At 58.7% G+C, this 20,770-nt stretch carries 24 protein-coding genes; 9 read left to right on the forward strand and 15 right to left on the reverse strand.

Annotated features, from left to right (window positions below):
* Positions 1-4: 4 nt before the first annotated feature.
* The 5 genes from K0V07_RS11515 to K0V07_RS11535 form a co-directional block, all read right to left on the reverse strand.
* Complete coding sequence (locus tag K0V07_RS11515; protein WP_220621538.1) at positions 5-979, reverse strand: PhoH family protein; 975 nt, start codon at positions 977-979, stop codon at positions 5-7.
* A gap of 72 nt (positions 980-1,051) precedes the next feature.
* Positions 1,052-1,513, reverse strand: coding sequence for an HIT domain-containing protein (locus tag K0V07_RS11520; protein WP_255567969.1), 462 nt, complete (start codon positions 1,511-1,513; stop codon positions 1,052-1,054).
* Positions 1,514-1,751: 238 nt separating this feature from the next.
* The gene (locus K0V07_RS11525; protein ID WP_220621540.1) at positions 1,752-2,219 is read right to left on the reverse strand and encodes a hypothetical protein; all 468 of its coding nucleotides are present in this window, start codon (positions 2,217-2,219) and stop codon (positions 1,752-1,754) included.
* A 96-nt stretch (positions 2,220-2,315) separates the two neighbouring features.
* Positions 2,316-2,906, reverse strand: a complete 591-nt coding sequence (locus K0V07_RS11530) for an HdeD family acid-resistance protein (protein WP_220621541.1) — start codon at positions 2,904-2,906, stop codon at positions 2,316-2,318.
* A gap of 216 nt (positions 2,907-3,122) precedes the next feature.
* Positions 3,123-3,431 (reverse strand): DUF3817 domain-containing protein, encoded by a 309-nt coding sequence (locus K0V07_RS11535; RefSeq protein WP_220621542.1) that lies wholly within the window; start codon positions 3,429-3,431, stop codon positions 3,123-3,125.
* Positions 3,432-3,522: 91 nt separating this feature from the next.
* Here K0V07_RS11535 and K0V07_RS11540 point away from each other — a divergent pair, with 91 nt between their 5' ends.
* Both K0V07_RS11540 and K0V07_RS11545 read left to right on the forward strand, forming a co-directional pair.
* Positions 3,523-4,689 (forward strand): NlpC/P60 family protein, encoded by a 1,167-nt coding sequence (locus tag K0V07_RS11540; protein WP_220621543.1) that lies wholly within the window; start codon positions 3,523-3,525, stop codon positions 4,687-4,689.
* A gap of 136 nt (positions 4,690-4,825) precedes the next feature.
* Entirely contained in the window at positions 4,826-5,575 is a 750-nt protein-coding gene (locus K0V07_RS11545) for a hypothetical protein (protein WP_220621544.1), read from the forward strand.
* Positions 5,576-5,591: 16 nt separating this feature from the next.
* Here K0V07_RS11545 and thrS read toward each other — a convergent pair whose 3' ends face one another.
* The 3 genes from thrS to cysS all read right to left on the reverse strand — a co-directional run bounded on the left by thrS (position 5,592) and on the right by cysS (position 9,723).
* Positions 5,592-7,421, reverse strand: coding sequence for a threonine--tRNA ligase (thrS, locus tag K0V07_RS11550; protein WP_220621545.1), 1,830 nt, complete (start codon positions 7,419-7,421; stop codon positions 5,592-5,594).
* 235 nt (positions 7,422-7,656) lie between these two features.
* On the reverse strand, positions 7,657-8,205 hold the full coding sequence (locus tag K0V07_RS11555; RefSeq protein ID WP_220621546.1) for a hypothetical protein: 549 nt from the start codon (positions 8,203-8,205) through the stop codon (positions 7,657-7,659).
* Positions 8,206-8,280: 75 nt separating this feature from the next.
* Entirely contained in the window at positions 8,281-9,723 is a 1,443-nt protein-coding gene (gene cysS, locus K0V07_RS11560; RefSeq protein ID WP_220621547.1) for a cysteine--tRNA ligase, read from the reverse strand.
* A gap of 167 nt (positions 9,724-9,890) precedes the next feature.
* Here cysS and K0V07_RS11565 point away from each other — a divergent pair, with 167 nt between their 5' ends.
* Positions 9,891-10,319 carry a hypothetical protein gene (locus tag K0V07_RS11565; RefSeq protein WP_220621548.1) on the forward strand — a complete coding sequence of 143 codons (429 nt, stop codon included), beginning with the start codon at positions 9,891-9,893 and terminating at the stop codon, positions 10,317-10,319.
* A 15-nt stretch (positions 10,320-10,334) separates the two neighbouring features.
* On the opposite strand, the gene K0V07_RS11570 is transcribed toward K0V07_RS11565, so the two are convergent.
* Positions 10,335-10,961: a hypothetical protein gene (locus K0V07_RS11570; protein WP_220621549.1), complete on the reverse strand. Its 627-nt coding sequence runs from the start codon at positions 10,959-10,961 to the stop codon at positions 10,335-10,337.
* Positions 10,962-11,077: 116 nt separating this feature from the next.
* On the opposite strand from K0V07_RS11570, the gene K0V07_RS11575 reads away from it, so the two are divergent.
* The 3 genes from K0V07_RS11575 to K0V07_RS11585 are packed head-to-tail and all read left to right on the forward strand — an operon-like array spanning position 11,078 to position 11,975.
* A complete protein-coding gene (locus tag K0V07_RS11575) occupies positions 11,078-11,266 on the forward strand; it encodes a hypothetical protein (RefSeq protein WP_220621550.1) in 189 nt (62 codons plus the stop codon).
* 44 nt (positions 11,267-11,310) lie between these two features.
* Positions 11,311-11,634 (forward strand): hypothetical protein, encoded by a 324-nt coding sequence (locus K0V07_RS11580; protein WP_220621551.1) that lies wholly within the window; start codon positions 11,311-11,313, stop codon positions 11,632-11,634.
* 20 nt (positions 11,635-11,654) lie between these two features.
* A complete protein-coding gene (locus tag K0V07_RS11585; protein ID WP_220621552.1) occupies positions 11,655-11,975 on the forward strand; it encodes a hypothetical protein in 321 nt (106 codons plus the stop codon).
* A gap of 185 nt (positions 11,976-12,160) precedes the next feature.
* On the opposite strand, the gene K0V07_RS11590 is transcribed toward K0V07_RS11585, so the two are convergent.
* Positions 12,161-12,382: a Nif11-like leader peptide family natural product precursor gene (locus K0V07_RS11590; RefSeq protein WP_220621553.1), complete on the reverse strand. Its 222-nt coding sequence runs from the start codon at positions 12,380-12,382 to the stop codon at positions 12,161-12,163.
* 199 nt (positions 12,383-12,581) lie between these two features.
* On the opposite strand from K0V07_RS11590, the gene rlmN reads away from it, so the two are divergent.
* Positions 12,582-13,718, forward strand: coding sequence for a 23S rRNA (adenine(2503)-C(2))-methyltransferase RlmN (rlmN, locus tag K0V07_RS11595; protein ID WP_220621554.1), 1,137 nt, complete (start codon positions 12,582-12,584; stop codon positions 13,716-13,718).
* 248 nt (positions 13,719-13,966) lie between these two features.
* On the opposite strand, the gene K0V07_RS11600 is transcribed toward rlmN, so the two are convergent.
* Together K0V07_RS11600 and K0V07_RS11605 are read right to left on the reverse strand one after the other, a co-directional pair.
* Entirely contained in the window at positions 13,967-14,245 is a 279-nt protein-coding gene (locus K0V07_RS11600; RefSeq protein ID WP_220621555.1) for a TM2 domain-containing protein, read from the reverse strand.
* A 58-nt stretch (positions 14,246-14,303) separates the two neighbouring features.
* Positions 14,304-14,975: a DUF5362 family protein gene (locus K0V07_RS11605; protein ID WP_220621556.1), complete on the reverse strand. Its 672-nt coding sequence runs from the start codon at positions 14,973-14,975 to the stop codon at positions 14,304-14,306.
* 148 nt (positions 14,976-15,123) lie between these two features.
* On the opposite strand from K0V07_RS11605, the gene K0V07_RS11610 reads away from it, so the two are divergent.
* Positions 15,124-15,795, forward strand: coding sequence for a GntR family transcriptional regulator (locus tag K0V07_RS11610; protein ID WP_220621557.1), 672 nt, complete (start codon positions 15,124-15,126; stop codon positions 15,793-15,795).
* On the forward strand, positions 15,792-16,436 hold the full coding sequence (gene nth, locus K0V07_RS11615) for an endonuclease III (protein ID WP_220621558.1): 645 nt from the start codon (positions 15,792-15,794) through the stop codon (positions 16,434-16,436). Before K0V07_RS11610 ends, nth begins: the two co-directional genes overlap by 4 nt.
* A 305-nt stretch (positions 16,437-16,741) precedes the next feature.
* Here nth and K0V07_RS11620 read toward each other — a convergent pair whose 3' ends face one another.
* The 3 genes from K0V07_RS11620 to K0V07_RS11630 all read right to left on the reverse strand — a co-directional run bounded on the left by K0V07_RS11620 (position 16,742) and on the right by K0V07_RS11630 (position 20,765).
* Positions 16,742-18,610: a glycoside hydrolase family 55 protein gene (locus K0V07_RS11620; RefSeq protein ID WP_220621559.1), complete on the reverse strand. Its 1,869-nt coding sequence runs from the start codon at positions 18,608-18,610 to the stop codon at positions 16,742-16,744.
* Positions 18,611-18,699: 89 nt separating this feature from the next.
* Complete coding sequence (locus K0V07_RS11625) at positions 18,700-19,587, reverse strand: hypothetical protein (protein ID WP_220621560.1); 888 nt, start codon at positions 19,585-19,587, stop codon at positions 18,700-18,702.
* Between the two features lie 161 nt (positions 19,588-19,748).
* Positions 19,749-20,765, reverse strand: coding sequence for a LacI family DNA-binding transcriptional regulator (locus K0V07_RS11630; protein ID WP_220621561.1), 1,017 nt, complete (start codon positions 20,763-20,765; stop codon positions 19,749-19,751).
* Positions 20,766-20,770 lie beyond the last annotated feature (5 nt).

Here is a 20,770-nt window from a genome sequence, read left to right on the forward strand (position 1 = left end):
GTCCTTATTTGGACTTCTTGGACCGGCTGTCGCTGAGGTGGTTTTCGTAGGCGTGGATGATACGGCTCACCAGCGGGTGGCGCACCACGTCGGCGTGGTCGAAGTAAAACAGCTTGATCCCCTCGATATGGGCGAGGATCTCGACGGCCTGCTTGAGGCCGGACTGCTGTGCTCGGGGCAGGTCCACCTGGGTGATGTCACCGGTGATGATCATCCGGCTGCTATCGCCCAGACGCGTGAGGAACATCATCATCTGCTCGGGAGAGGTATTCTGGGCCTCGTCGAGGATGACGTAAGCATTGGAAAGGGTACGGCCACGCATGTAGGCCAGTGGGGCGATCTCGATCAGCCCCTTTTCGGTCATGCGCTCGGTTTCCTCCGGGCCGACCATTTCATTGAGGGCATCGTAAATAGGGCGCAGGTAGGGCAGGAGCTTTTCCTTCAGGTCGCCGGGCAGGAAGCCCAGGGCCTCACCGGCCTCAACGGCGGGACGGGTGATGATGAGCTTCTGGACCTTTTTCTCCTGCAGGGCCTGAATGGCGGCAGCCATGGCCAGGTAGGTCTTACCGGTACCAGCCGGGCCGATCCCGAAGACGATGTCGTTCTTGCCGATGAACTGCAGGTAGCGCTTCTGGTTGATCGTTTTGGGGACGATGCTCTTTTTGCGCAGTTGGATGACGAGCGGGTTGTTAAAGACCTCGCGCATCTCGTCGGCCTCACCGCGGGCGATAGAGGCGAGCATGTTGTCAAAGTCGGAGCGGCCGATCTGGATACCCTGGCCGCGGAGCTTGTCCAGGAGCCCGAAAAGCTCGGTGGCGGCGGCTACAGCGTCCTCCTCACCGTCAATCTTGATCCAGTCGTCGCGTGAGACGAGGGTCACGTCCAGGGCTTGTTCAGCCTTGGCGAGGTTTTCGTCGTTGGAGCAGTAGAGCTGGGCCAGGTGGCGGGGGCTCGGGAAGGTGAGGGTCTCAGAGGCCATACAGTGAAATGCGGGCGCGCGTATCTCTCGGGTTAAGTAGCAGGGCGGATGCCGGGTTCATACACGCGGCTATTATTCCTCCACGAATTGCTTCAGTCGCTGCCACATGGCGTCGAGCGATTCCGGTAAAACCTTGGTTTCTCCCAGGACGGGCATGAAGTTGGTGTCGCCGTCCCAGCGGGGGACGATATGGCAGTGCAGATGCTTGGGGATGCCGGCGCCAGCGGCGCGGCCGAGGTTGAAGCCCACATTGAAACCATCGGGATGGATGGCGCGTTCGAGTATCTGCTGCCCCTTGATAATGGTGTCGAAGTAATCGGCTTTTTCCTCCGCTGTCAATGCATCCAGACGGCTGACTTCGCGGTACGGGATGACGAGCAGGTGCCCGGCATTGTACGGGAATTTATTCAGCACGAGGTAGCAGTGCTCGGAGCGGTGCACGATCAACACCTTGCGGTCGTCGCCCTCCAGAGGGAGCGCCACAAAGGGGTTGTGCTCCCCACTTTCAGGCTTGGGGACCTCGATGTAAGGCATGCGCCAGTATGAATGCAAAAAATTCATTCCCCCCCAGCGTGACGGTCCATGCCCTTGACGTCAACGCCGGGAAATGGCCCCGAACGCCTTCCCCGACACGCTTAATCTGGCATCGTTGCTGCCTCGGAGCGTTTGCGTAAAGTATTGATGATTAGCGCCGTTTCCGGTGGTTATCCGGTGTGAAGTGTCTGCTTTGGGGCTGTTCTTTAGAATGGTTCTAAAAAACTCCTGCGCGAGTTCAGGTTGTTTTGAGGGGCAGGATGACCTCATCGAAAGCCAGATGGTGGGTGATTTCGCGCAGGATGAGCAGGTAGGCGGCGAATTCCGTCTCTGTTGGTATCACGTCCTGGCTGGCAGGGAGCCCCTTGACGATGTCTGCCAGGCGGTTGAAGACGCTCTCCAGCTCCTCGCGGGGCAGGATCAGCTGACCGTCGCGCTCGACAGTGTCGAAAGCGAGGCGTGCGATCTGCCGGGCGCGTTCATCATCGGTGGTGAGGGACGATTCGCCGTCGAAGGCGTGTTCAATCGTGGCCAGCTCGTCCTCGGTGTACTGGATAGCGTGGTCGATCTGCGCATAGGTGGGTGGGAACTCGCCGAAAAACTGCCGTGCGAGTTGGCCGAAGCCCAGCGGGAGGCGGATTTCGCCGTTGGGGGCGGAGGGATGGTCAAAGCGCGTGCTGTTCTCGGAGATTTCTAACCGGATCATGTTTTGTAAATGTAGCCATTTTTCGGCGTTTCGCGCATTTTGGGCACAAAAAAGCCGGGCAAAATCGCCCGGCTGTGAAATTGTCAGTGAGGCATCTCAGGGATTCGACGTGTGCTTTTTGATCCCGCCGGAGACACGGAGCAGGAACAGCCCGGCCATCAGCAGGTTAATCCCGATCAGCATGCCGAGGAACCACTCAGCCGAGACCGGCCACTGGGCGTAGACGATCCAGGCGATGATGAGCCCGAAAATGCCGTTGATGATCGCCATGCCTGCGCCGGGCACGCCCATGGCGCGCAGCCCGTAGATGATCTTGAAAATCCCGTCGATGAGGAAGTACCCCGCCACAATCAGCGTGAGGATGGCCATCCACTCCAGCGGCTTGCTGATGACGAGCGCGCCGACCACAGCGGTCAGGATGCCCGAGGCCAGGCGCCAGATGAAGTTTTTCGCCTTCATGGCCTGCAGGGCGCCGATGACGCTGAAAATCCCGCCAATCAGAAACAGCCAGCCCAGAAACAGGCTCAGCCCGACCGAGAACAGCCCCGGCAGCATAATGGCGAGCACGCCCAGCACGATAAAGAGGATGGCCTCAAACTTGAGCCAGCCGGCGTACTTCTGAGACTTTTCCGGGTCCAGCCCGAGGAATTTAAAGAGAGGAGGTTGGGGGGATGGTGTGTCTGACATACTCACCAGCTATACCACTTTCCCTAACGCGGGGAAGCTTTATTCTAGGTAGGCAGGACAGAGTCCTGCACCTGTGGTTCTTATGTGATACGGTGGTAACCCAGTTTGATGCTGCGGATCGAAAGTGCAGGGTCCGACTGGACCAGCGTTCTTAAAGATAACATTTGGGCAGGCACGCAGTGCCGTAGGGGCGGAGCCCCTCACTGTCCGGTCCGGTCACGCACCGGCTTCAGCGGCGTGAAGGCGCAGGCGCTTGTCTACGAGGAAGGGCCCGAAAGGCACCAGCGCAGCGATAAAGAACAGCGCCCCTCGGCGCAGGCTCCAGTCCGCCAGGATGGTGGCGATCATCAGCAGCACGACGAACCCGATGAAGAGCACTCCGTGCGCCCAGCCCACGACTTTGACCGCCTCCGGCATGTCGCCGAAGTATTTTAAGGGCATGGCGACGCCGAGCAGCAGGAGAAAGGAAATACCCTCGATCAGACCAATGATTCGCAGGCGGTGAATGGCTTTAACGGGACACATGACCGTCAGGGAAGATCAAAGTGGGGCGTTGTCAAGCCGGTGGCGTAAGACTTGCTTTTGGACAGGCAAAGCGTTTCTAATTTACTAAGATATGCGCTACGCCATTGTCATTGTTTCCATGTCTCTCGCGATGGCCTCGGGCTCGGCTCTGGGCAGCGAGTATGACTCACCGTACGACATCACGCTCGACCCGGATATTGCCGCCTGGACGACGGACATCCCCGGCCGCATCGACACGGTAAACGCCCACTCCACGCCCGGCCCGGAGAACTGGTACAACTACTCCGACCCCGCGTGGAACGATGGCATCGGCCACGAATGGGGCGTGACGGTGCCCCAGCTCTACAGCACGGACAACCCGGCAAACACGCTCGCCAACGAGACTCGCCAAGTCGTGAACGGCGGGGCTATCCCCACCGCTCCCACAGGTGTCAACACCTACACCTACCAGCGGCAGCGCCTGCTGAGTGTAGCCAAAAGCCTCGTCGGCACACCCTATCAGCACCACCACAACCCCGACTGGAATCCCTACGACAACGGTTTCTCCTCAGACATCAACGCGCCCAACTACTGGAACTGGAACCAGGTGAGTAACCAGCCCCAGCTCAAGACGATTTCCAACCAGACCCTCGATAACCCATGGCAGGCCGAGTACGGGCAGGGGACGGCCGGGATCGATTGTAGTAACTTCGCCTCGTACATCTACAATGTCGCTCTCGGCATCCAGATGGATACCGCCATCGGCACACTGGGCGAGGAAGTCGTCGGCTCTCTCACGGCCAACCCCATCATCGCGCCCGACGGGCAGCTCATCACGCCGGGCTTTCTCAACGGCCCCAACTACAACAGCGGAGCCGCTAACGGCCCCAACTCACTGGCCACGCTCATCGAGCTCTTCCAGCCGGGTGACCTGCTCTTTATCACCGGTGAGCCCAACCAGCCCGACGACATCACACACGTCATCATCTGGCTCGGCAGCTATGGCACGCTTGAGGACGGCACCCCCTCGGATGTCCCCCTCGTGATCAGCAGCCACGACAACACGCCCGCGATCTTCGACGGTGACGGTAACCTGCCGCCTCCCGGCGTCGAGATCCTGCCCTTTACCTACGATGATAACTGGTTCTACCAGAACTTCAGCCACGCCATGCGTGTCATCGACCCCGCCTCCGTCCCCGAGCCCGGCGAACTCGCCCTGATCGGCGGCCTGCTCGCCCTGGGAGTAGGGCTGTGGCGAAAGCGATATACTGCGAAGTAAGTATTTTAATTGGTGACAGCAATCTTAAAGGAAAATATTACTCTATGATGTGCGGTTGGATTACCCGAATAACCTTACATGGGATTCTATTGTATCATCATGCCTTTCGGCATGCATCAGCAATAACTACAAAATTTTGCTGAAGAGAGCGAAAAGAAAAATAGTATACAGAGACTGTGATCTTGAGTCTCTTAAAGTATTGAAATGTTCAAATATCAGAGAGCTGATAATCGCAGAACTGGTCAACGATTTAGAAGATTGTTTCAATGAGGTAGTAGTGTACCACGCCTGCCGAACAGATGACGTAGATTCTTACTATAAAAAAGGAGTTGTCCCTCTTTCATTGGTACAGGCGCAGGACAAGTTGAGAGCTGTTTTTTCAGATGTAGCGTCGGAAAGTGACTTCATTAAAGCCATCGAAAAAATAAAAACAACATACCGGGAAGGGTATGTTTATGCATCACTAGATCCTCGTCACATTCAGGCTAATTGTGGCCACTATTTAATCTATGGAAGTGAATATCTAGGTTGTTTATCTACAAACCTACCAAGGAGTATACTTAAAGAGCCAAGAGATCGACTCAAGGAAACTGGGAAGGCTGCATTTATTAAATGTATTGTCTCAATTCATATATTGAGTGACCTTGAATGTCTGGCATCGGCAATGATTGCTGATCACTGCTACCGTATTGCACATGAAAGAGAAGATGTTCACCCAATTCGTTACTGTATAGCGACAAAATCATGTATACCTTCTGATTGCGTCATTGGTCATATCTTCCCAGCGAAAATATGGGATCCATATAAGCAGCGTTGTTGGGATGATGTTAATTTAAAATATGATTATACAATCAGCCGCTGGGATTTTAAACCAGAAATGGCATAAATGAATGTTTTCTATTCTACGCCTCCGGCAGTGCCTTGGCGTCGATGACGGCCTTGAGCTTGGCGACGGTGTCGGCGACGGAGGCGGTGCCTTCGAGGGACTTGCCCACGCGGGAGCGCAGGGAGACCTGCCCGGCTTCGGCTTCCTTTTCGCCGCAGATGAGCATGGTCGGGACCTTGTCGAGCTCGGCCCGGCGGATCTTGGCGCCCAGCTTCTCATCGTGCCGGTCGAGGCCGACGCGCATGCCTGCGGCCTTGAGCTGGTTGACGACCTCGGCGGCGTAGGCGTTGGTCTTCTCGGAGATCGGGAGCACGCGCACCTGCTCGGGGGCGAGCCAGAGCGGGAAGTTCCCGCCGAAGTGCTCGATCAGCACGCCGACGAAGCGCTCCATCGAGCCGAAGGGGGCACGGTGCAGCATGACGGGGCGGTGCGGCTGGTTGTCCGCGCCGATGTACTCGATCTTGAAGCGTTCGGGCAGGTTGTAGTCCACCTGGACGGTGCCCAGCTGCCACTCGCGGCCGATGACGTCCTTGACCACGAAGTCGATCTTCGGGCCGTAGAAGGCGGCCTCGCCGGACTCCTCGGTAAAGGGGACCTCCAGCGACTGTGCGACCTCGCGCAGGGCGTTCTCGGCCTTGTCCCACTTTTCGGCAGCGCCGACATACTTGCTGCTGTCGGGATCACGCAGACCGACGCGTACGCGGTAGTCCTTCATGCCGAGGGTGTTGAAAACGGTCTTCACGAGGTCGAGGCAGGCCAGGATCTCGTCGCGGACCTGATCCTCGGTGCAGAAGATGTGGGCGTCGTCCTGGGTGAAGCCGCGCACGCGGGTCATGCCGTTGAGCTCGCCGGACTTTTCCCAGCGGTAGACGGTGCCAAACTCGGCCAGGCGCACGGGCAGGTCGCGGTAGCTGTGGGGGCTGCTCTTGTAAATCTCGATGTGCATCGGGCAGTTCATCGGCTTGAGCAGGTAGCCGTCGGCTTCGCCCTCGTTGAGCTTGTTGGAGAGGTCGGCGCAGGAGCAGCCCTCGTGGCCGAGCTTTTCCATCTCCTCGCGGTCCACCAGCGGGGTGAACTGCGAGTCCTGGTAGTACGGGAAGTGTCCGCTGGTGCGGTAGAGGCCGAGGCGGCCGATGTGCGGCGTGAAGACCTGGCTGTAGCCGCCCTTGCGGAGCTCCTCGGAGATGAAGTCCTGCAACTCCTGGCGGATGACCGCGCCTGCGGGTTTCCACAGCACGAGGCCCTGGCCCACGGCTTCACTGATCTCAAACAAGCCCATGTCCTTACCGACCTTGCGGTGGTCGCGCTTGCGGGCTTCTTCGAGGTTCTGCAAGTACTCGGCCAGCTCGTCCTTGGTCGGGAAAGCCGTCCCGTAGATGCGCTGGAGCTGCTTGTTTTTCTCGTCGCCGCGGTGGTAGGCACCGGCCACGCTGAGCAGCTTAAAGGCCTTGATCTTCTTGGTGTAGTTGACGTGTGTGCCCGCGCACAGGTCGATAAAGTCGCCGTTGCGGTAGAAGGAGATCGGCTCGCCCTCGGGGATGTCGGCCAGACGCCCGAGCTTGTACTCGGCCTGCCCAAAGTCCTGGATGATCTTCGTGGCTTCCTCGCGGGAGCACTCCTGGCGCTCGAACTTCTGGTTCTCCTTGATGACCTTTTTCATCTCCGCTTCGAGGGCCTCAAGGTCCTCGGCGGTAAACTTGTGCTCCAGATCGAAGTCGTAGTAAAAGCCGGTGTCAGTCGGGGGGCCGATATCGAGCTTGGTCTCGGGGAAGAGACGCAGCACGGCCGTGGCCAGCACGTGCGAGGTGGAGTGGCGGAGTTCTTCGAGCGGAGTCATCGCTTTCATGGTAAAATCTGGGGTTCCGGGCGGCGAAAATGCCGACCCCGAAAAACCGTCCATCGTGCCGTTTTTAGACTCAGTGTCAAAAGGAAAGCGGGCAGGGGCTGTGCCAATCCTGAACCTTGAATCGGCCCTGTGCTGAGCCATGGTTGCAGATGGCCCTTCAGATTGCCATCAACCCGGTAATGGTAGCATCGGTAATGGGCTCGAGGACCTTTGCTCCGGTAATCTCGATAAAATCCTAAGACAGATGTCGGCGCTGGTGGCGCACACCAAGAATGCCGCACAGCGCGAATAAACCCGCGATCGTGGTATAATGCAATGGCTCTGGTACGACTGTCATTTGAACCGATGAATAAATGATTCCCTCATCGAGCGAGAGACTGAGACCATTTGAGCTCTCTAAAATACTCTGATAGGATGCATCCAGAGTCGCATAGCTAATTTCAGATGAATTTCCATTAATCTCTGCCAGCGAAGAGTCCTGCGAATATGCCAGAAGAGACAGACCACCATCTGAGTATATCCGAAATTCAGCTGAATTAACCGATTGTTCAATGCAACTCTGAACATCAAGGATCTGCAGAGAACCAGTAGTTCCAGAATATGCCCAAAACACCTGCTTAACCGCTCCAATTGGAGGATTTACATAATAGACATTCGCAGCGGTACCAGAATCCTCTCCCTCGATTTTAAGAGTCTTTGACTCAATGTTTATTACGATGGATAGAGCTGCATGGCTAACCGCGGATGAAAGAATAAATATCAGTAAAACGAGTAGACATCTCATGGCGTGATGAAAGCTATATCTTGCCTGGTTAGGATAACAAGAAAATAGCAGAGGAAAAGTTAGAGCGTAGTACGCCTACGCCTTTTCCAGGTCGTAGCCGTCCTTGCGGTCGAGGATCTTCCAGCCCTGCTGGAGGAGCTCGTCGCGGAGGCGGTCGGCGTTGGCCCAGTCACGGGCCTGCTTGGCGGCCCAGCGGGCTTCGGCCAGATCGGCGATCGGCTCGGGGATGTCCTCGGCGGCGGGCTCATCGGCAGCGGTGAAGAGGTCCAGCCCGAGCGCGTAGAGAATCGCCCCGAAGGCCTCCAGCTGTCCGGCTACGGCCGAGTCGTGCAGGGTAGGGTCGCTGAGGTCGCCCAGTACGGAGAAGATGACGCCGAGGGCGGCGGGCACGTTGAGGTCGTCCGAAAGCTTTTCCCAGGCCGGGGCAAACATGCCGGTGGTCACGAGGGGAGAGGGCTTGATCCAGGCGCGAAACTCCTCCTCGGTCAGCCCGAGGCGCACGAGGATCGGGCGGAGGGTTTTCTCCATCTTTTCCAGCGCGGAGCGGGCGGCCTTGAGGCCGTTGAGGGTAAAGTTGAGCTGCTGGCGGTAGTGGCCGGAGATGAGCGCGTAGCGGATGTCCATCGGGCGGTAGCCCTTGGCGAGGAGGTCCTCCAGCGTGTAGAGATTGCCGAGGCTCTTGGACATCTTGCTGCCCTCGACCATGAGGTGGGCGCTGTGGAACCACAGGCGGGCAAAGGGTCGGGAGCCTGTCGCGCACTCGCTCTGGGCGATCTCGTTCTCGTGGTGCGGGAAGCACAGGTCGATGCCCCCGCCGTGCAGGTCGAAGCCCTCGCCGAGGTACTTGACGCTCATGGCCGAGCACTCGATGTGCCAGCCGGGGCGGCCCTCGCCCCAGGGGCTGGACCAGAAGTTCTCACCGTCCTCGGGCTTGCGGGCCTTCCACAGGGCGAAGTCAGTCACGCTCTCGCGGTCGTACTCGTCGGCGTCGTTGGCGTCGCCAGCGCTGTTGACGTTCTGCGTACGCAAGTTAGAGCGGTCGAGCCCGGACAGCTCGCCGTAGTGGTCGCAGGTGCAGACCTTAAAGTACACGGAGCCATCGGCGGCGGCGTAGGCATGGCCACCTGCGACGAGCTTTTCGATCATCTCGACCTGTTCCTTGATGTGCGCGGTCGCGCGGGGCTCCTGGTGGGGAGAGAGCAGGTTCAGGGCGCCACAGTCGGCGTGAAATTTCTTTGTCCAGTGCTCGGTAAACTCGGCCAGCGTGCGGCTCTCCGCCTGGCTCTGGCGGATGGTCTTGTCGTCCACGTCAGTGATGTTACGAACGTGGCAGAGGGCCAGCCCGTCAACCTCCAGTGTGCGGCGCAGGACGTCCTGTACGAGGAAGGTGCGGAAGTTGCCGATATGAGCCGGGCCATAAACAGTCGGCCCGCAGCAGTAGAATCGGAACGTCTTGCCGTCGGCGGGAGCCAGCGGTTGCTTGGTCTTGCTGAGTGTGTCGTGGATTTTAACCGGCATGGATGCCGGATAAGGAACACTGAAGAGCCCCCCGGGCGCAATTTTATTTTGTGAGGTTAGTAGAAAGACTACCTTTGATTGATGTAAGGTTTATTGTGACGCAATGAGAGTATTATTGTCTTGAAGGTGGGGTGTTCGCTTGGTGTCATCCGGGGACCTTTAGGATTATGGGAGCCATCGAAATCATTCTAGGGGGCCTGATCGGTGCAGCCGTGTGTGCCCTGGTGTGTCTACTGACCGCGTTCTTTGCGCAGATTGCTATGCGCTTGGTGGTCAAGCGTATGCCATCTTACGGTAAAGCGTACGTCGTTGTCTTTAAGATCACGTTGATCAGCTTTTATCTGAATTTATTTCTGCAGCAGCTGTATGTGCTCAATGAGCAGTTGATCTACCTGAGCATGCCGTTGGCTTTTCTGTTGTGGATTGGTCTGAACTCGCTGCTCTACGGCAAGTGGTTCACCAGACGCCAGAAGCCGATTGGTTTTGTAAAAGGGCTCCTGGTTAACCTGGTGGTGAGCGGTTTCACCTTTATTCTGGGGCTGGTCGTGACCCTTCCGATCATCTTGATGACGCTCTCCAATGCCTCGGCTGAATAGCCCGCTGCGCATTGTTTAGACGAGCTGCGGACTCGACAGGCTCAGGAACGAGTCTAGCGCCAGGCTCAGCGTGTCGGGGGTGACAACGGGTATGCCCTGCTGGTCAAAGGTGTCGCGCAGATGCGTATCGAAGTGCTTCAGGTAGGGGACGCATAGCATGACGGCGTCAACGCCGGGCAGGCTTTTGAGAATAATGCACTGGCCGAGGGTGACGGTTGCGCGGTTGCGGACGTTGTATTTGCACTCCAGCGCGATGCGCAGGGTCTTACCGGTCGAGGGCTCCACATGCTGCAGCATGAAATCCGTACGCAGGTGGGCGACCTGTGCGAAGCGGCTGTAGCAGATGTCTTCCTGCTTGAGGATGTCCTCCACATCGTCCTCGAACCCGATTGAGGCGGCTTTCATCGCGCCATAGTCGGAGCCCTCCTCGACGGCGGCCTCCAGATTCAGGGGAGGAGCCCCGGCGGGCAGGAGATTCTCCATCACCAGCTGCGGCGGCTTGCCGCCGACCTCGGCCTCGACGCACAGCGTGACGTATTTGGAGAAGGAAAGGCCCAGGCCGCGGGCACGTTCGGAGGCACGCTGGCGCAGATCGGGAGGGAAACTGACGCCGACGGTTTTGTGTTTCTGGTCATTTGACATGAGTGGGGAGAGCTAAGTGACTGGTTGTTCGAGTGGGATAATAAATAATAGTAAAATAGACAGTGATTGAAAAATCGCTTGCGAAAATTATGTGAATAAGTGATCGTATGTTCACTATGAAAACCAAAAAAACGACTACTGTCAACCTGTCTGTTAGCTTGTCGCCCCAGCTGCGCGAAGTTGCCCGACAGGCCGCCTTTGATGATAACCGCTCGGTTTCGAGCCTGGTTGTGTGTGCGCTCCAGGATCACTTGCGCCGGGAGGGCTATCTGGAGTCCACCGCCAGTACTGGCCAGGCTCGCTGACCGATCTTTACCTTGCGTCACTCAACAATCAAACGCCATATCTCATGACAACTTTTACATCCTCTACTCCTGCGGCACGGGAGCCTTCGCCTGCCGCTGATTCTTCCTCTCTCTTACGGGTGCAGCCCGATGGGCGGGCTGCCGAAATCGTGATTGATACCGGCATGCCCCTGCGCAGTGGCAAGACCTGGCAGGCCTACGCCAAGGTCTACTGCAGCGATGTTTTTCACGCGCAGATGATGGCCGAGTGCCTGAGTGTGCGCATCGGTGATGCGGTCGAGTCTGCCCGCCGTGAGGCGTACCTCAGTGGCTACCGCGATGGCTCGCGCCGTCGCCGCGCATGCCGGACATTCTCCCGCGATCTCTAGCCATGTTGATTCGTCGAGATATGAACGCGCATTTCGAGAGGCTTCTGCCGAACGGGCAGGAGTGGTTCAGCCCGAAGGAGGTGGCCGCGCTGATTGGTAAGACCGACCAGTTCGTGCGCGATTGTTTTCAAAACCAAAAGATACTCGGGCACACCGCTAACGGGCGTATCGGTGCGCGCCATGAAAAGCGCCACCGCTACCAGATCCATCGCGACGGGGTGCTGCTGTACCTCCTGCGTACCGCCAACTACGAGCCCCAGGATTTTCTGAGTCAGATGGGGGAGCTGATTCGCCGCCGTAGCCCGGAGGAGAAACAGATGCTCCGCCGGCTGCTGGACTGACGAGGTCGCCCGATAAAATAGACCCGCAGGCATCGCGCTGCGGGTCTAAAAACATACGTCCGGCTGGGCGTTGGATGCTCAGTCGCTTGAACGGTCGGACTGTTCAGCCAATCCCGGACGGGTCCGGATAAAGAGTAAAGCGTAAGGGCAGGGGAGCCTGCCCGGTCTGGAAAACGTCGCGCTGACTAGTGGAGCCAGATGGCGCGGGAGCGGGGGTTACCCGAGGATTCGAAGTCGAGCTCCTCTTCCTTGAGGACCGCGTCGAGCTCCTCCATCGTGAACTCATAGCCGTCAGCATTGGCGGAGGAGACGAATTCATCCTTCGTCTCGATAACGTTGTACTTGGCGCGCAGCTTTTTGTCGGTCCAGCCGTCGGTAAGCAGTTTTTCTACGTTTTCTTTGGACATGGTTTGTAGCGTTATAAGTAACCCGGAGCCCTATCGTCCGGCCTACCGGCAATCAGCAGGAAAGGTGCCACGGGAGGGGGCTGGAAGTCTTTTGCCGCCTGCTATTAGAGGTTGTTTTGTGGTCCGAAAGGAGGGCTTTCGGGGGCGGGCCGAGGATTCGGGATTGCGCCATGCGCATCGATGCGTTGTGGATAGGCCGATGCAGGGATTGACCGGCAAGCCGCCGATACACGGGGAAACGCTTGAGACGCTCACCGCCGCTCTGAAGGAGCACGGAGAGAAGCCTTTTCGCGCCCGCCAGATTCTCGAATGGCTGTACAAGAAACGTGCGGCGACTGCCGACGAGATGACCAACCTCTCCAAGCCCTTGCGGGCCTGGCTGGCGGAGACCTATGAGTTTGCGCCGACTGCGCGCCTGGGCGCAAAGACCTCCTCGGACGTCACGGACAAGTTCCTGCTGCGCCTGCAGGACAAGTCACTCATCGAGACCGTCATCATCCGTGCCCCGCAGGAAGGGGTGGGGCAGGACCGCTCCCGCAAGACCGTCTGTATCTCGACGCAGGTGGGCTGCGCCTACGGGTGTAAGTTTTGCGCCTCCGGCCTGGCGGGCTGGAAGCGCGACCTCTCCGCCGGGGAGATCGTTCACCAGTTGATCCAGGTTTGCCGACAGGAGGACCCATTGACGCCCCGCGCCAGCGATGAGATTGCCTCCTTTGACAACATCGTGGTCATGGGCATGGGCGAGCCGCTGGCCAACTACGATAACCTCCTGCGTGCCCTCGGGATCGTTAACGCCGATTGGGGGCTCAACCTCGGTGCGCGCCGCATCACGGTCTCCACCAGTGGACTGGCTCCGCAGATCGAGCGCCTCTCGCAGGAGCCGCTGGGGCTGCGCCTGGCGATCAGCCTGCACGGGGCGACCGATGAGGTCCGCCAGCAGATCATGCCCGTCAACCGCAAGTACCCGCTGGAAAAACTTCTCCCGGCGGCCAAGACGTTTGCCGATCGTCACGGGCGTATGATCACGCTCGAGTTTATCCTCATCCGCGAGATCAACGACTCCATGGAGCAGGCTCGCGCTCTGACGAAAATCGCGCGCGACCTGCACGCCCACGTCAACCTGATCCCGTACAACAAGGTCGAGGGATTGCCCTGGGTGCGGCCGGAGATCCCGCGTCAGGATGCCTTTGCCAATGTGCTGCGAGAGGGGCGGGTCTCCGTCACCATCCGCCGCGAAAAGGGCCACGACATCAATGCCGCCTGTGGCCAGCTACGCCTGCAGACGGAAATGGCCGAGGGCACGATTGCTCCCGTCCCGGCCAAGGCCAGAGCATAGCCCTGGCACTTGCGATCTTACGGATCACCTCGGCATTTTCAGGAGAAAATGCCATAAACGTACACTGTCACCCGACGAAAAGATTACTTTTTCTCAATGGTGGAGATACCGTTTTGATGCTTTGCTCAGCGATTACCTTAGCCAGCCGACGCTGGCTAAGGTAATCGCTGACACGATGCGCAGCATCGAAAGTGCAGCCTGTGGCTGCTGCGGGGGCAGGGGGCGCATAGCCCCCAACTTTCCCCTGCCTAGAACCAGCCTTTTTTGCCGTTGATGTAGGTGTCGGCAAACTCGGCGTCACTGCGGGTCAGGTAGATGATGCCTTCGATCAGGCCGATGATCCCCATCACCCAGCCGAGCATGAACACGGAGATGACGCTGACCAGCAGCATGATGAGCCCTTCCTTGGTGTAGCCGAGGATAAACTTGTGGACGCCGAGGGCGCCCAGCAGGATGCCACAGATGCCGGCGGCGATCTTCTTACCGGATACATCAGGAGCGGGAGCGGAGGTGGTGACTTCTGTCATAAGAGAATAGAGTTTACAGTTTAGTTTGGTGAGAGAGAGGGAGGACAAAAGGGGCTACCTAGTAGCCGTGTTGCATCTGCTGGAGCTGATCCAGGAAGCCGGGAGCGGACGCGCCGGCAATGACTATCAGCACAGCGAAAACTGCTCCAAGGACGAGGCCGATCAGCGTCATGACCCCCATGATTACGATCAGGAGCTTGATCTTTTTCTGGGCACGCAGGGCGAGGGCTTCATCGCCCAGGGCTACGGCATCGCGGGCGCTGTTAGCCGCCTGCCACATGATCACGCCCATCCAGATCGGCAGCCAGGCAAAGAGCAGGCCGACAACGCTGATGGCGTAAACAATCCCGTAAATAAAGCTGAGCACCGCCATTAGCTTCAGCCAGAATCCCGCCTGGGCCAGAGGCTCGCTCAGGACGACGACGGCTGGCTCCTGCGGTCTGGACTCCCCCAGGAATCCTCCACTGGATTGAGCGGACGCGAGCATACCGCCTCCTGATGATGAACTGGACTTGGAGAGCTTTATGCCACTCGTAGGGCTGGCGCCGACGGTTCCGCCCAGCACATCGGCGAACTCGGGGAACTCGCTCAGCGGGTGGGGGGCTTCATCGCCCTTACTGGCTTTGGTGAGGGCGTTGGCCCGGCCTTGCCGGATCCAGTCGCGTATGGTGTCTTCGGAGACAGGGCCGTATTCGTTACCGTCTCCTCCAATGATCGTATAGTAATCCACAGCGATTAAAAAGTGAAGTAGGTTAGGGAGTGAACGCTCATAAGACTAGCGTTGCCAGCCCTTTACAGGCAAGACTCTTTCGCCCGGACGTCCGAAAGGCGATTTTTTGATTTTTCCTTAACATCCGTTTCACTAAGGTAGCATACCGATGAGCACTTTCAAGCCAGCGAGCCTCACTGACCAGATCTACCGGGAGCTACAGCGCCGTATCCTGCGCTGTGAGCTGGCCCCCGGCGAGCGGTTGGTGGAAAAAGCCCTGTGCGAGGAGCTCGCTGTCTCACGCGCCAGCCTGCGCGAGGTGCTAAACCGGCTGGCCCAGGACAAGCTCGTCACCCTCAAGCCGAACTGCGGCTTTAGCGTCACGCCGATCACGATCGAGAGCTTCCGCAATGTGTGCGAGCTGCGTCGGGTGGTCGAGTCTCAGGTGGCCGCGCTGGCCGCCGAGCGTGCCACTGCCGCCGACATCGCCCACATGCGCCGGGTGGCGGTCGTTGACTGCGCTTTTGACGACAAGGACGCCTTTGCCGTTTACTGCGAGAACAACCGCGCCTTTCACCAGAGCATCGCCGAGTGTATCGATAATCTGTTACTGGAGGACATTGTGCTGGCCGCCCTCGACAAGGATCAGCAGCCGATTTACTACGGGATAGATATCTCCGTGTGTACGAGCCCGCTCGACGTCACCGCCGAGCACCTGGCTGTCGTCGATGCTATTGAGGCCCGCGACCCTGCACGGGCGCGTGACCTCATGGCCCAGCACATCGGCAAGAAAGAGGACCGCATCCTCGAAGCCCTCAAGGACAAGGACATCCCGGCATGACGAAAACCGAACGCGCCGCCTGGATCGCCGAGGAGCTGGAGAAGCGCTTCCCGAATCCTCCCATCCCTCTCGATCATAAAGACGCCTATACGCTGCTGGTGGCTGTACTGCTCTCGGCCCAGTGTACGGATATCCGCGTGAACAAGGTCACGCCGCTGCTTTTCGCACGTGCGGATAATCCCGCCGACATGGCAAAGGTGCCGGTGGAGGAAATTCAGGCCATCATCCGCCCTTGCGGTCTGGCCCCTGCCAAGGCCAAGGGCATCAGCGGGCTTTCCAAAATCATCATGGAGAAGCACGGTGGAGAAGTCCCCCAGACTCTGGAGGAGCTGGAGGCGCTGCCGGGGGTAGGGCACAAGACGGCGTCCGTTGTCATGGTGCAGGCTTTCGGTGTGCCGGCCTTTCCCGTCGATACGCATATCCACCGCCTCGCCCAGCGCTGGAAGCTCTCCAGCGGTAAAAATGTGGTCCAGACCGAGCGCGACCTCAAGCGCCTTTTCCCCGCCTCGAAGTGGAACGACCTGCACCTGCAGATCATCTACTACGGACGCGAAGTCTGCCCCGCCCGCGGCTGCGACGGCAAGCGCTGCGAGTTCTGCCAGACCCTCTTCCCTCCGCGCAGGGCAAGCCCTGCACCCTAGATGCTTCGCATCTGGATGACTCCTCTAAGGCGGAGCCATGGGCAACGGCAGTTATCGCCAGCTAACACGAACACCGCTTGCATTCATGGAGCTGAGGCCTACCGCTCAGTGCGTTCGTTTTTCCGGTCACGAACTGCATGTAAAAAGGTGGCGACCCAGTTTTGATGCTTTGCTCAGCGATTACCTGAACCAGCGATGCTGGTTCAGGTAATCGCTGACACGATGCGCAGCATCGAAAGTGCAGGGTCCGGCTGGACCAGCAATCTGCCTGCTGAGGGTTCGGGCTGCATAAGCCCGAAAAAATCTTACTCCATGGCTGGCGCGTCCGGGCCGAGGCGGCGGGTGCGCTGGTCGATGAAGAGAGACTGGGGCTGGAGGGTTGCGCCCTGGCCGACACCCTCGACGCGGTCCACCGGCGCGGTGACTGGTGCACGCAGCTCCGTGTAGTTGCCGTCGGTGCGTACGCCGCTGACGGCGCCCTGAGTGCCGATCACGTAGCCCTGGTCTGCCTGTTCGCTCCAGACCACAAAGGGGTGGTAGGAGTTGGAGAGGCCGGTCATGTTCCAGAAGACCGTCTGCGAGGAGGTGCTGTTGTGCTTGGGCTTGGACATCTTGTCGAAGTACCGGTCCCGAGCTTCAAACCAGCTGTTGTCGGCCGTGCAGTTGTCGAAAAGGTTGGAGTGGCTGAACCACATGTGGTTATCGCTGCCGCGTCCGGTGGTGTAGTAGGGATCGGCGGCCTGGGTGGCGGTATCCTTGTCGAAACAGCGGTACAGGACGTTACCGGCAGTAGCCATGCCCGAGAAGGAGTAACCATGGCGTGCAGCCTCGGCGTGGCAGTTGATGAAGAGGCAGTCGTTACAGCTGTCCATGCGGAACATGTAGCCATTACCGCCGCCACCGCCGTAGAGGGTGTGGCTCATCTCGCAGTCGGCCACGGTCACGTTGAGGCACTCGCGCAGGCGGATGCCATTGGAGAGCATGTGCGAGCCACGGGTGTTACCCTCGGGCAGGTAGCTCTTCACGTTTACGATCCATCCGTCCACGACGTTGTGCATGGAAATGACATACGAGGCGTGCGCGTCGTAGGCGCTCTTGCGCTTCTTGGCGAAGTCCGGGTCGAGGTTGTAGCCTTCGACGAGGCGCTTGGTGTAGGCGCTGTCAGCGTCCGCGAAGTCGAGCACTTCCCAGCCGTCCTGGCCGGGGTGCTCGGCATTGGCGATGGAGAAGTCCTCCAGCCCGACGTTGTGGAGCTGATAGCCCTTGGCGAAGACCTTGACGTTGTCGCGTACCTTCAGCGCGTAGCGTGTGGGGATGTCGATGGTGATCTCACCGGCCTGTGTATCGACAGCCTGGATACGGCGCAGGTACATGATGCGCCCGAGCTTGTGCTCGAAGCCGCCCCAGCCGTCTTCCTCGCCGAGCTCTGCGATCCACTCGGGGGTTGGGGTCATGCTGATCATGATAGTGTCACCGACCTTAAAGCCGCTGGCGTCGTCCACGGGGATGACCTTGGTCGGGCCGAGCAGGTCCCAGCTCAGGGTGGTGGAGGGGGAGCCTTCTTCTTTCCAGCTTCCCTTGCTGTCACCCTGGACGCGGATGATCTGCTTGCCGCGCATTTCGTAGGAAGTATTGAGCAGGAATGTCTTATCGGTGCCTTCGCCGCGCAGGACGATGTTACTGCCAGCGATGCGCAGCGCGCACTTTTCATCGCCTTGGGGCTGGATGTGATAGGTCCCGGCAGGCAGGAGCACGACGGTGTCGTTTTTCAGCGATACGGCCGAGTCGATGGCTTTCTGGATCGCGGCGGTGCTGTCGGTCTTACCGGTCGGGTCTGCACCATAGTCGAGCACGTTGAAGACCTTGGCGTCGGCGAAGTCCGGGATCGGCTTTTCACCGCGCGCATAGCCAGCATAGGAAAAGTCCTGGATGAACTCGTCCTCCGAGTAAACGAAGTCCTCGGTCGGCGGCGTCCAGTCCTCTGGGTAAAGTTCAGTGCGCCAGGAGTCTGTGGAGGCGGCTGCCTCGGCGTCCTTGGCCGGTGCAGCAGCCGTTGCTTCGCTGGCCTGACAGCCGCTCGCCCCGAGGCCGAGCATGAAAACAAAAGCTCCTGTGCAAAGCTTGTTGGAAAACGTGTTAAACCCGGCGAGGCGGTGGTGGGGCAGTTTGATCATGGTTGGTAATGACAAAATAATTTACCCGGTCTCCAGTGTGCGTGCAAGACCTTCTATGAGGGTATGTGTAGGAAGCGCTGGGTAAACACTTACTTGCCGAGGCGACGGCGCAGCAGCATGCCCAGGATGCAGACGGCACCCAGCAGGATACCCATGTGCTCAGGCTCCGGAATCGTGGTTGAGCCAGTGGCTTCAAAGCTCTTGATGCCCAGGCCGAAGGACGTGCTTCCTCCGCCACTACCGGTCCAGCCGTCTTCTTCGAAGTACAGGCCTACGGCGGTGATGCTGTCCAGGCTCACATCATTGAAGCTGGCAGAACCAGCATCAAAGTTGAAGCTGCTGGTCGGATCATAAATCGCCCACTGGACACTATCCAGGGTCGAGCCGGAGATCGCAAAGCTGCCGCTGTTTTGAGCCAGGTCAATCACCGCATCGGAGACGTAGTAGTCACCGCCAGTTTGGATAACGATGCGGCCGTCGAAGCTAGAGGGTTCAGAGTCACCAGCCGTGATGTAGCCGGTCCAGCTCATGTTGATCCCGTCCAGCGTAATTGCGCCGGTTTCATAGCCGCTGTTGAAGTCCTGCTGCTTGAAAAGATAGATGCCGTGCAGGCTCAGCGTGGTGCCTGCCCAGCCTCCGCCCCTGTAGGCTTGCAGAAATATCTGATCGCCAGCTGCATTGGTGCGAACCTGCTGGCGGCTGAGATAGCCCTCCACATCCGAGCTGGTGTACTGGTAACCACCGTAAAAGGTCGGGCCAGAGTAGTCCGAGCTGGGGCTGAGTGCGGAGGAGTCGCTGAACGCGCTCGTGGAGACGTAGGGACCGCTACCGCTTTGCGTGGCCCGACGTGAAAAGTCTGAATCCTCGGCGGAGTAGTTATTGCCAGCATCGTAGCTGATCAGGGTTGCAGCCTGGGCCGAAAGCGCGAGTGCCGTAAAGGCGAAGGCAGAACTGGTAATGGACAATAGCTTATTCATCGGGAATGAGTGGGGTTAAAGTGTTCTCGGTGATAACGTGTACTTAATGCACGAAGTTACTTCTTTATTAGAGAGGGGACAAGAGGGGCCTTGTTCAAACATTTGAATAAAGCTCCGTACGCATTCACAGAACATAAACCAGAGGTGTTGCCCAATGCTGCTTAATGCGCGGGCCGGATGGTGTCGCCGTCGTGGAATTCGCCCGTGACCATGAGGGTTTTAGGCAGGGCAGAGAGCCCGTAGGCATTCTCGTGGATTTGGGAGACCAGAAATGAAATCGCGCTGGAGGCGAGCACCTCGGCTTTCATGTCGAAACCTGCGCAATGGCTGGGATTGTCTGGCTCATACTGCTTCCACGAGAGCAGGGAAAATCCGATGTCCTCGGGCATGCGCAGGCCGGTCTTTTCCATGAGGTAGTATTCGTCGGACCCGGCTATCACGAGGTCGAGCTTGTACCGGTTGATCCACTCGACGAGTTGACCGGGCTCAGTCACCTCGTCGCTGAGGAGGGGGATGCGCTCGCTCTGGGTCTGGGCCTGATCGAGCATATAGGCACCGTGCAGCAGACCGTGTGTGCGCCGGTTGGTGGTGTTGTCCAGATGCAGCCCGATCCGCTTGTAGCCCCGGCTGCGCAGGATGGCGAGATGCTCGGTCATGTTGGTAAAATGATCCTGCATCGTGCGGTTAAAATCGGGCTTCTCGACCGAGTAGCCAAAGGCCACGCAAATCCAGTCATCCCACTTGTCATCGAGGATGCTACCCGCCTGATCAAAGGGGCCGATCAGCACGCCCTTGAGGCCGCTGTTCCACCAGATCGAGCGCAGGCGGTCCAGATTGTACTTTGCCTCATCGGCGGTGTACAGGTGGAGGTTGTAGCCGAGGTTGGCGGCCTGCTTGCGAGCTTCGTTGTAGATGGTCTGACGAAACTCCGTCTTCTGCTCGGTATCCGTCAAAAACGCCAGTCCGCTGCGGATCGGGTGGGGGCGGTTTGACTCGCGATAGGCACACAGGGCCTTCATGGCGGCGTTGGGCACATAGCCCATCTCATCCGCCAGCTTCTGAATCCTGATCCGCGTACCATCGGAGAGACGCGGGTCGTTACGCAGCGCAAGTGAGACGGTCGAGAAATGAACCCCGGCTTCTTTCGCAATGTCCTTGATCGTGACGCTGGCGGGCATTTCTA

The sequence above is a fragment of the Ruficoccus sp. ZRK36 genome (assembly GCF_019603315.1).
In the GTDB taxonomy this organism is placed as follows: Bacteria; Verrucomicrobiota; Verrucomicrobiia; order Opitutales; family Cerasicoccaceae; genus Ruficoccus.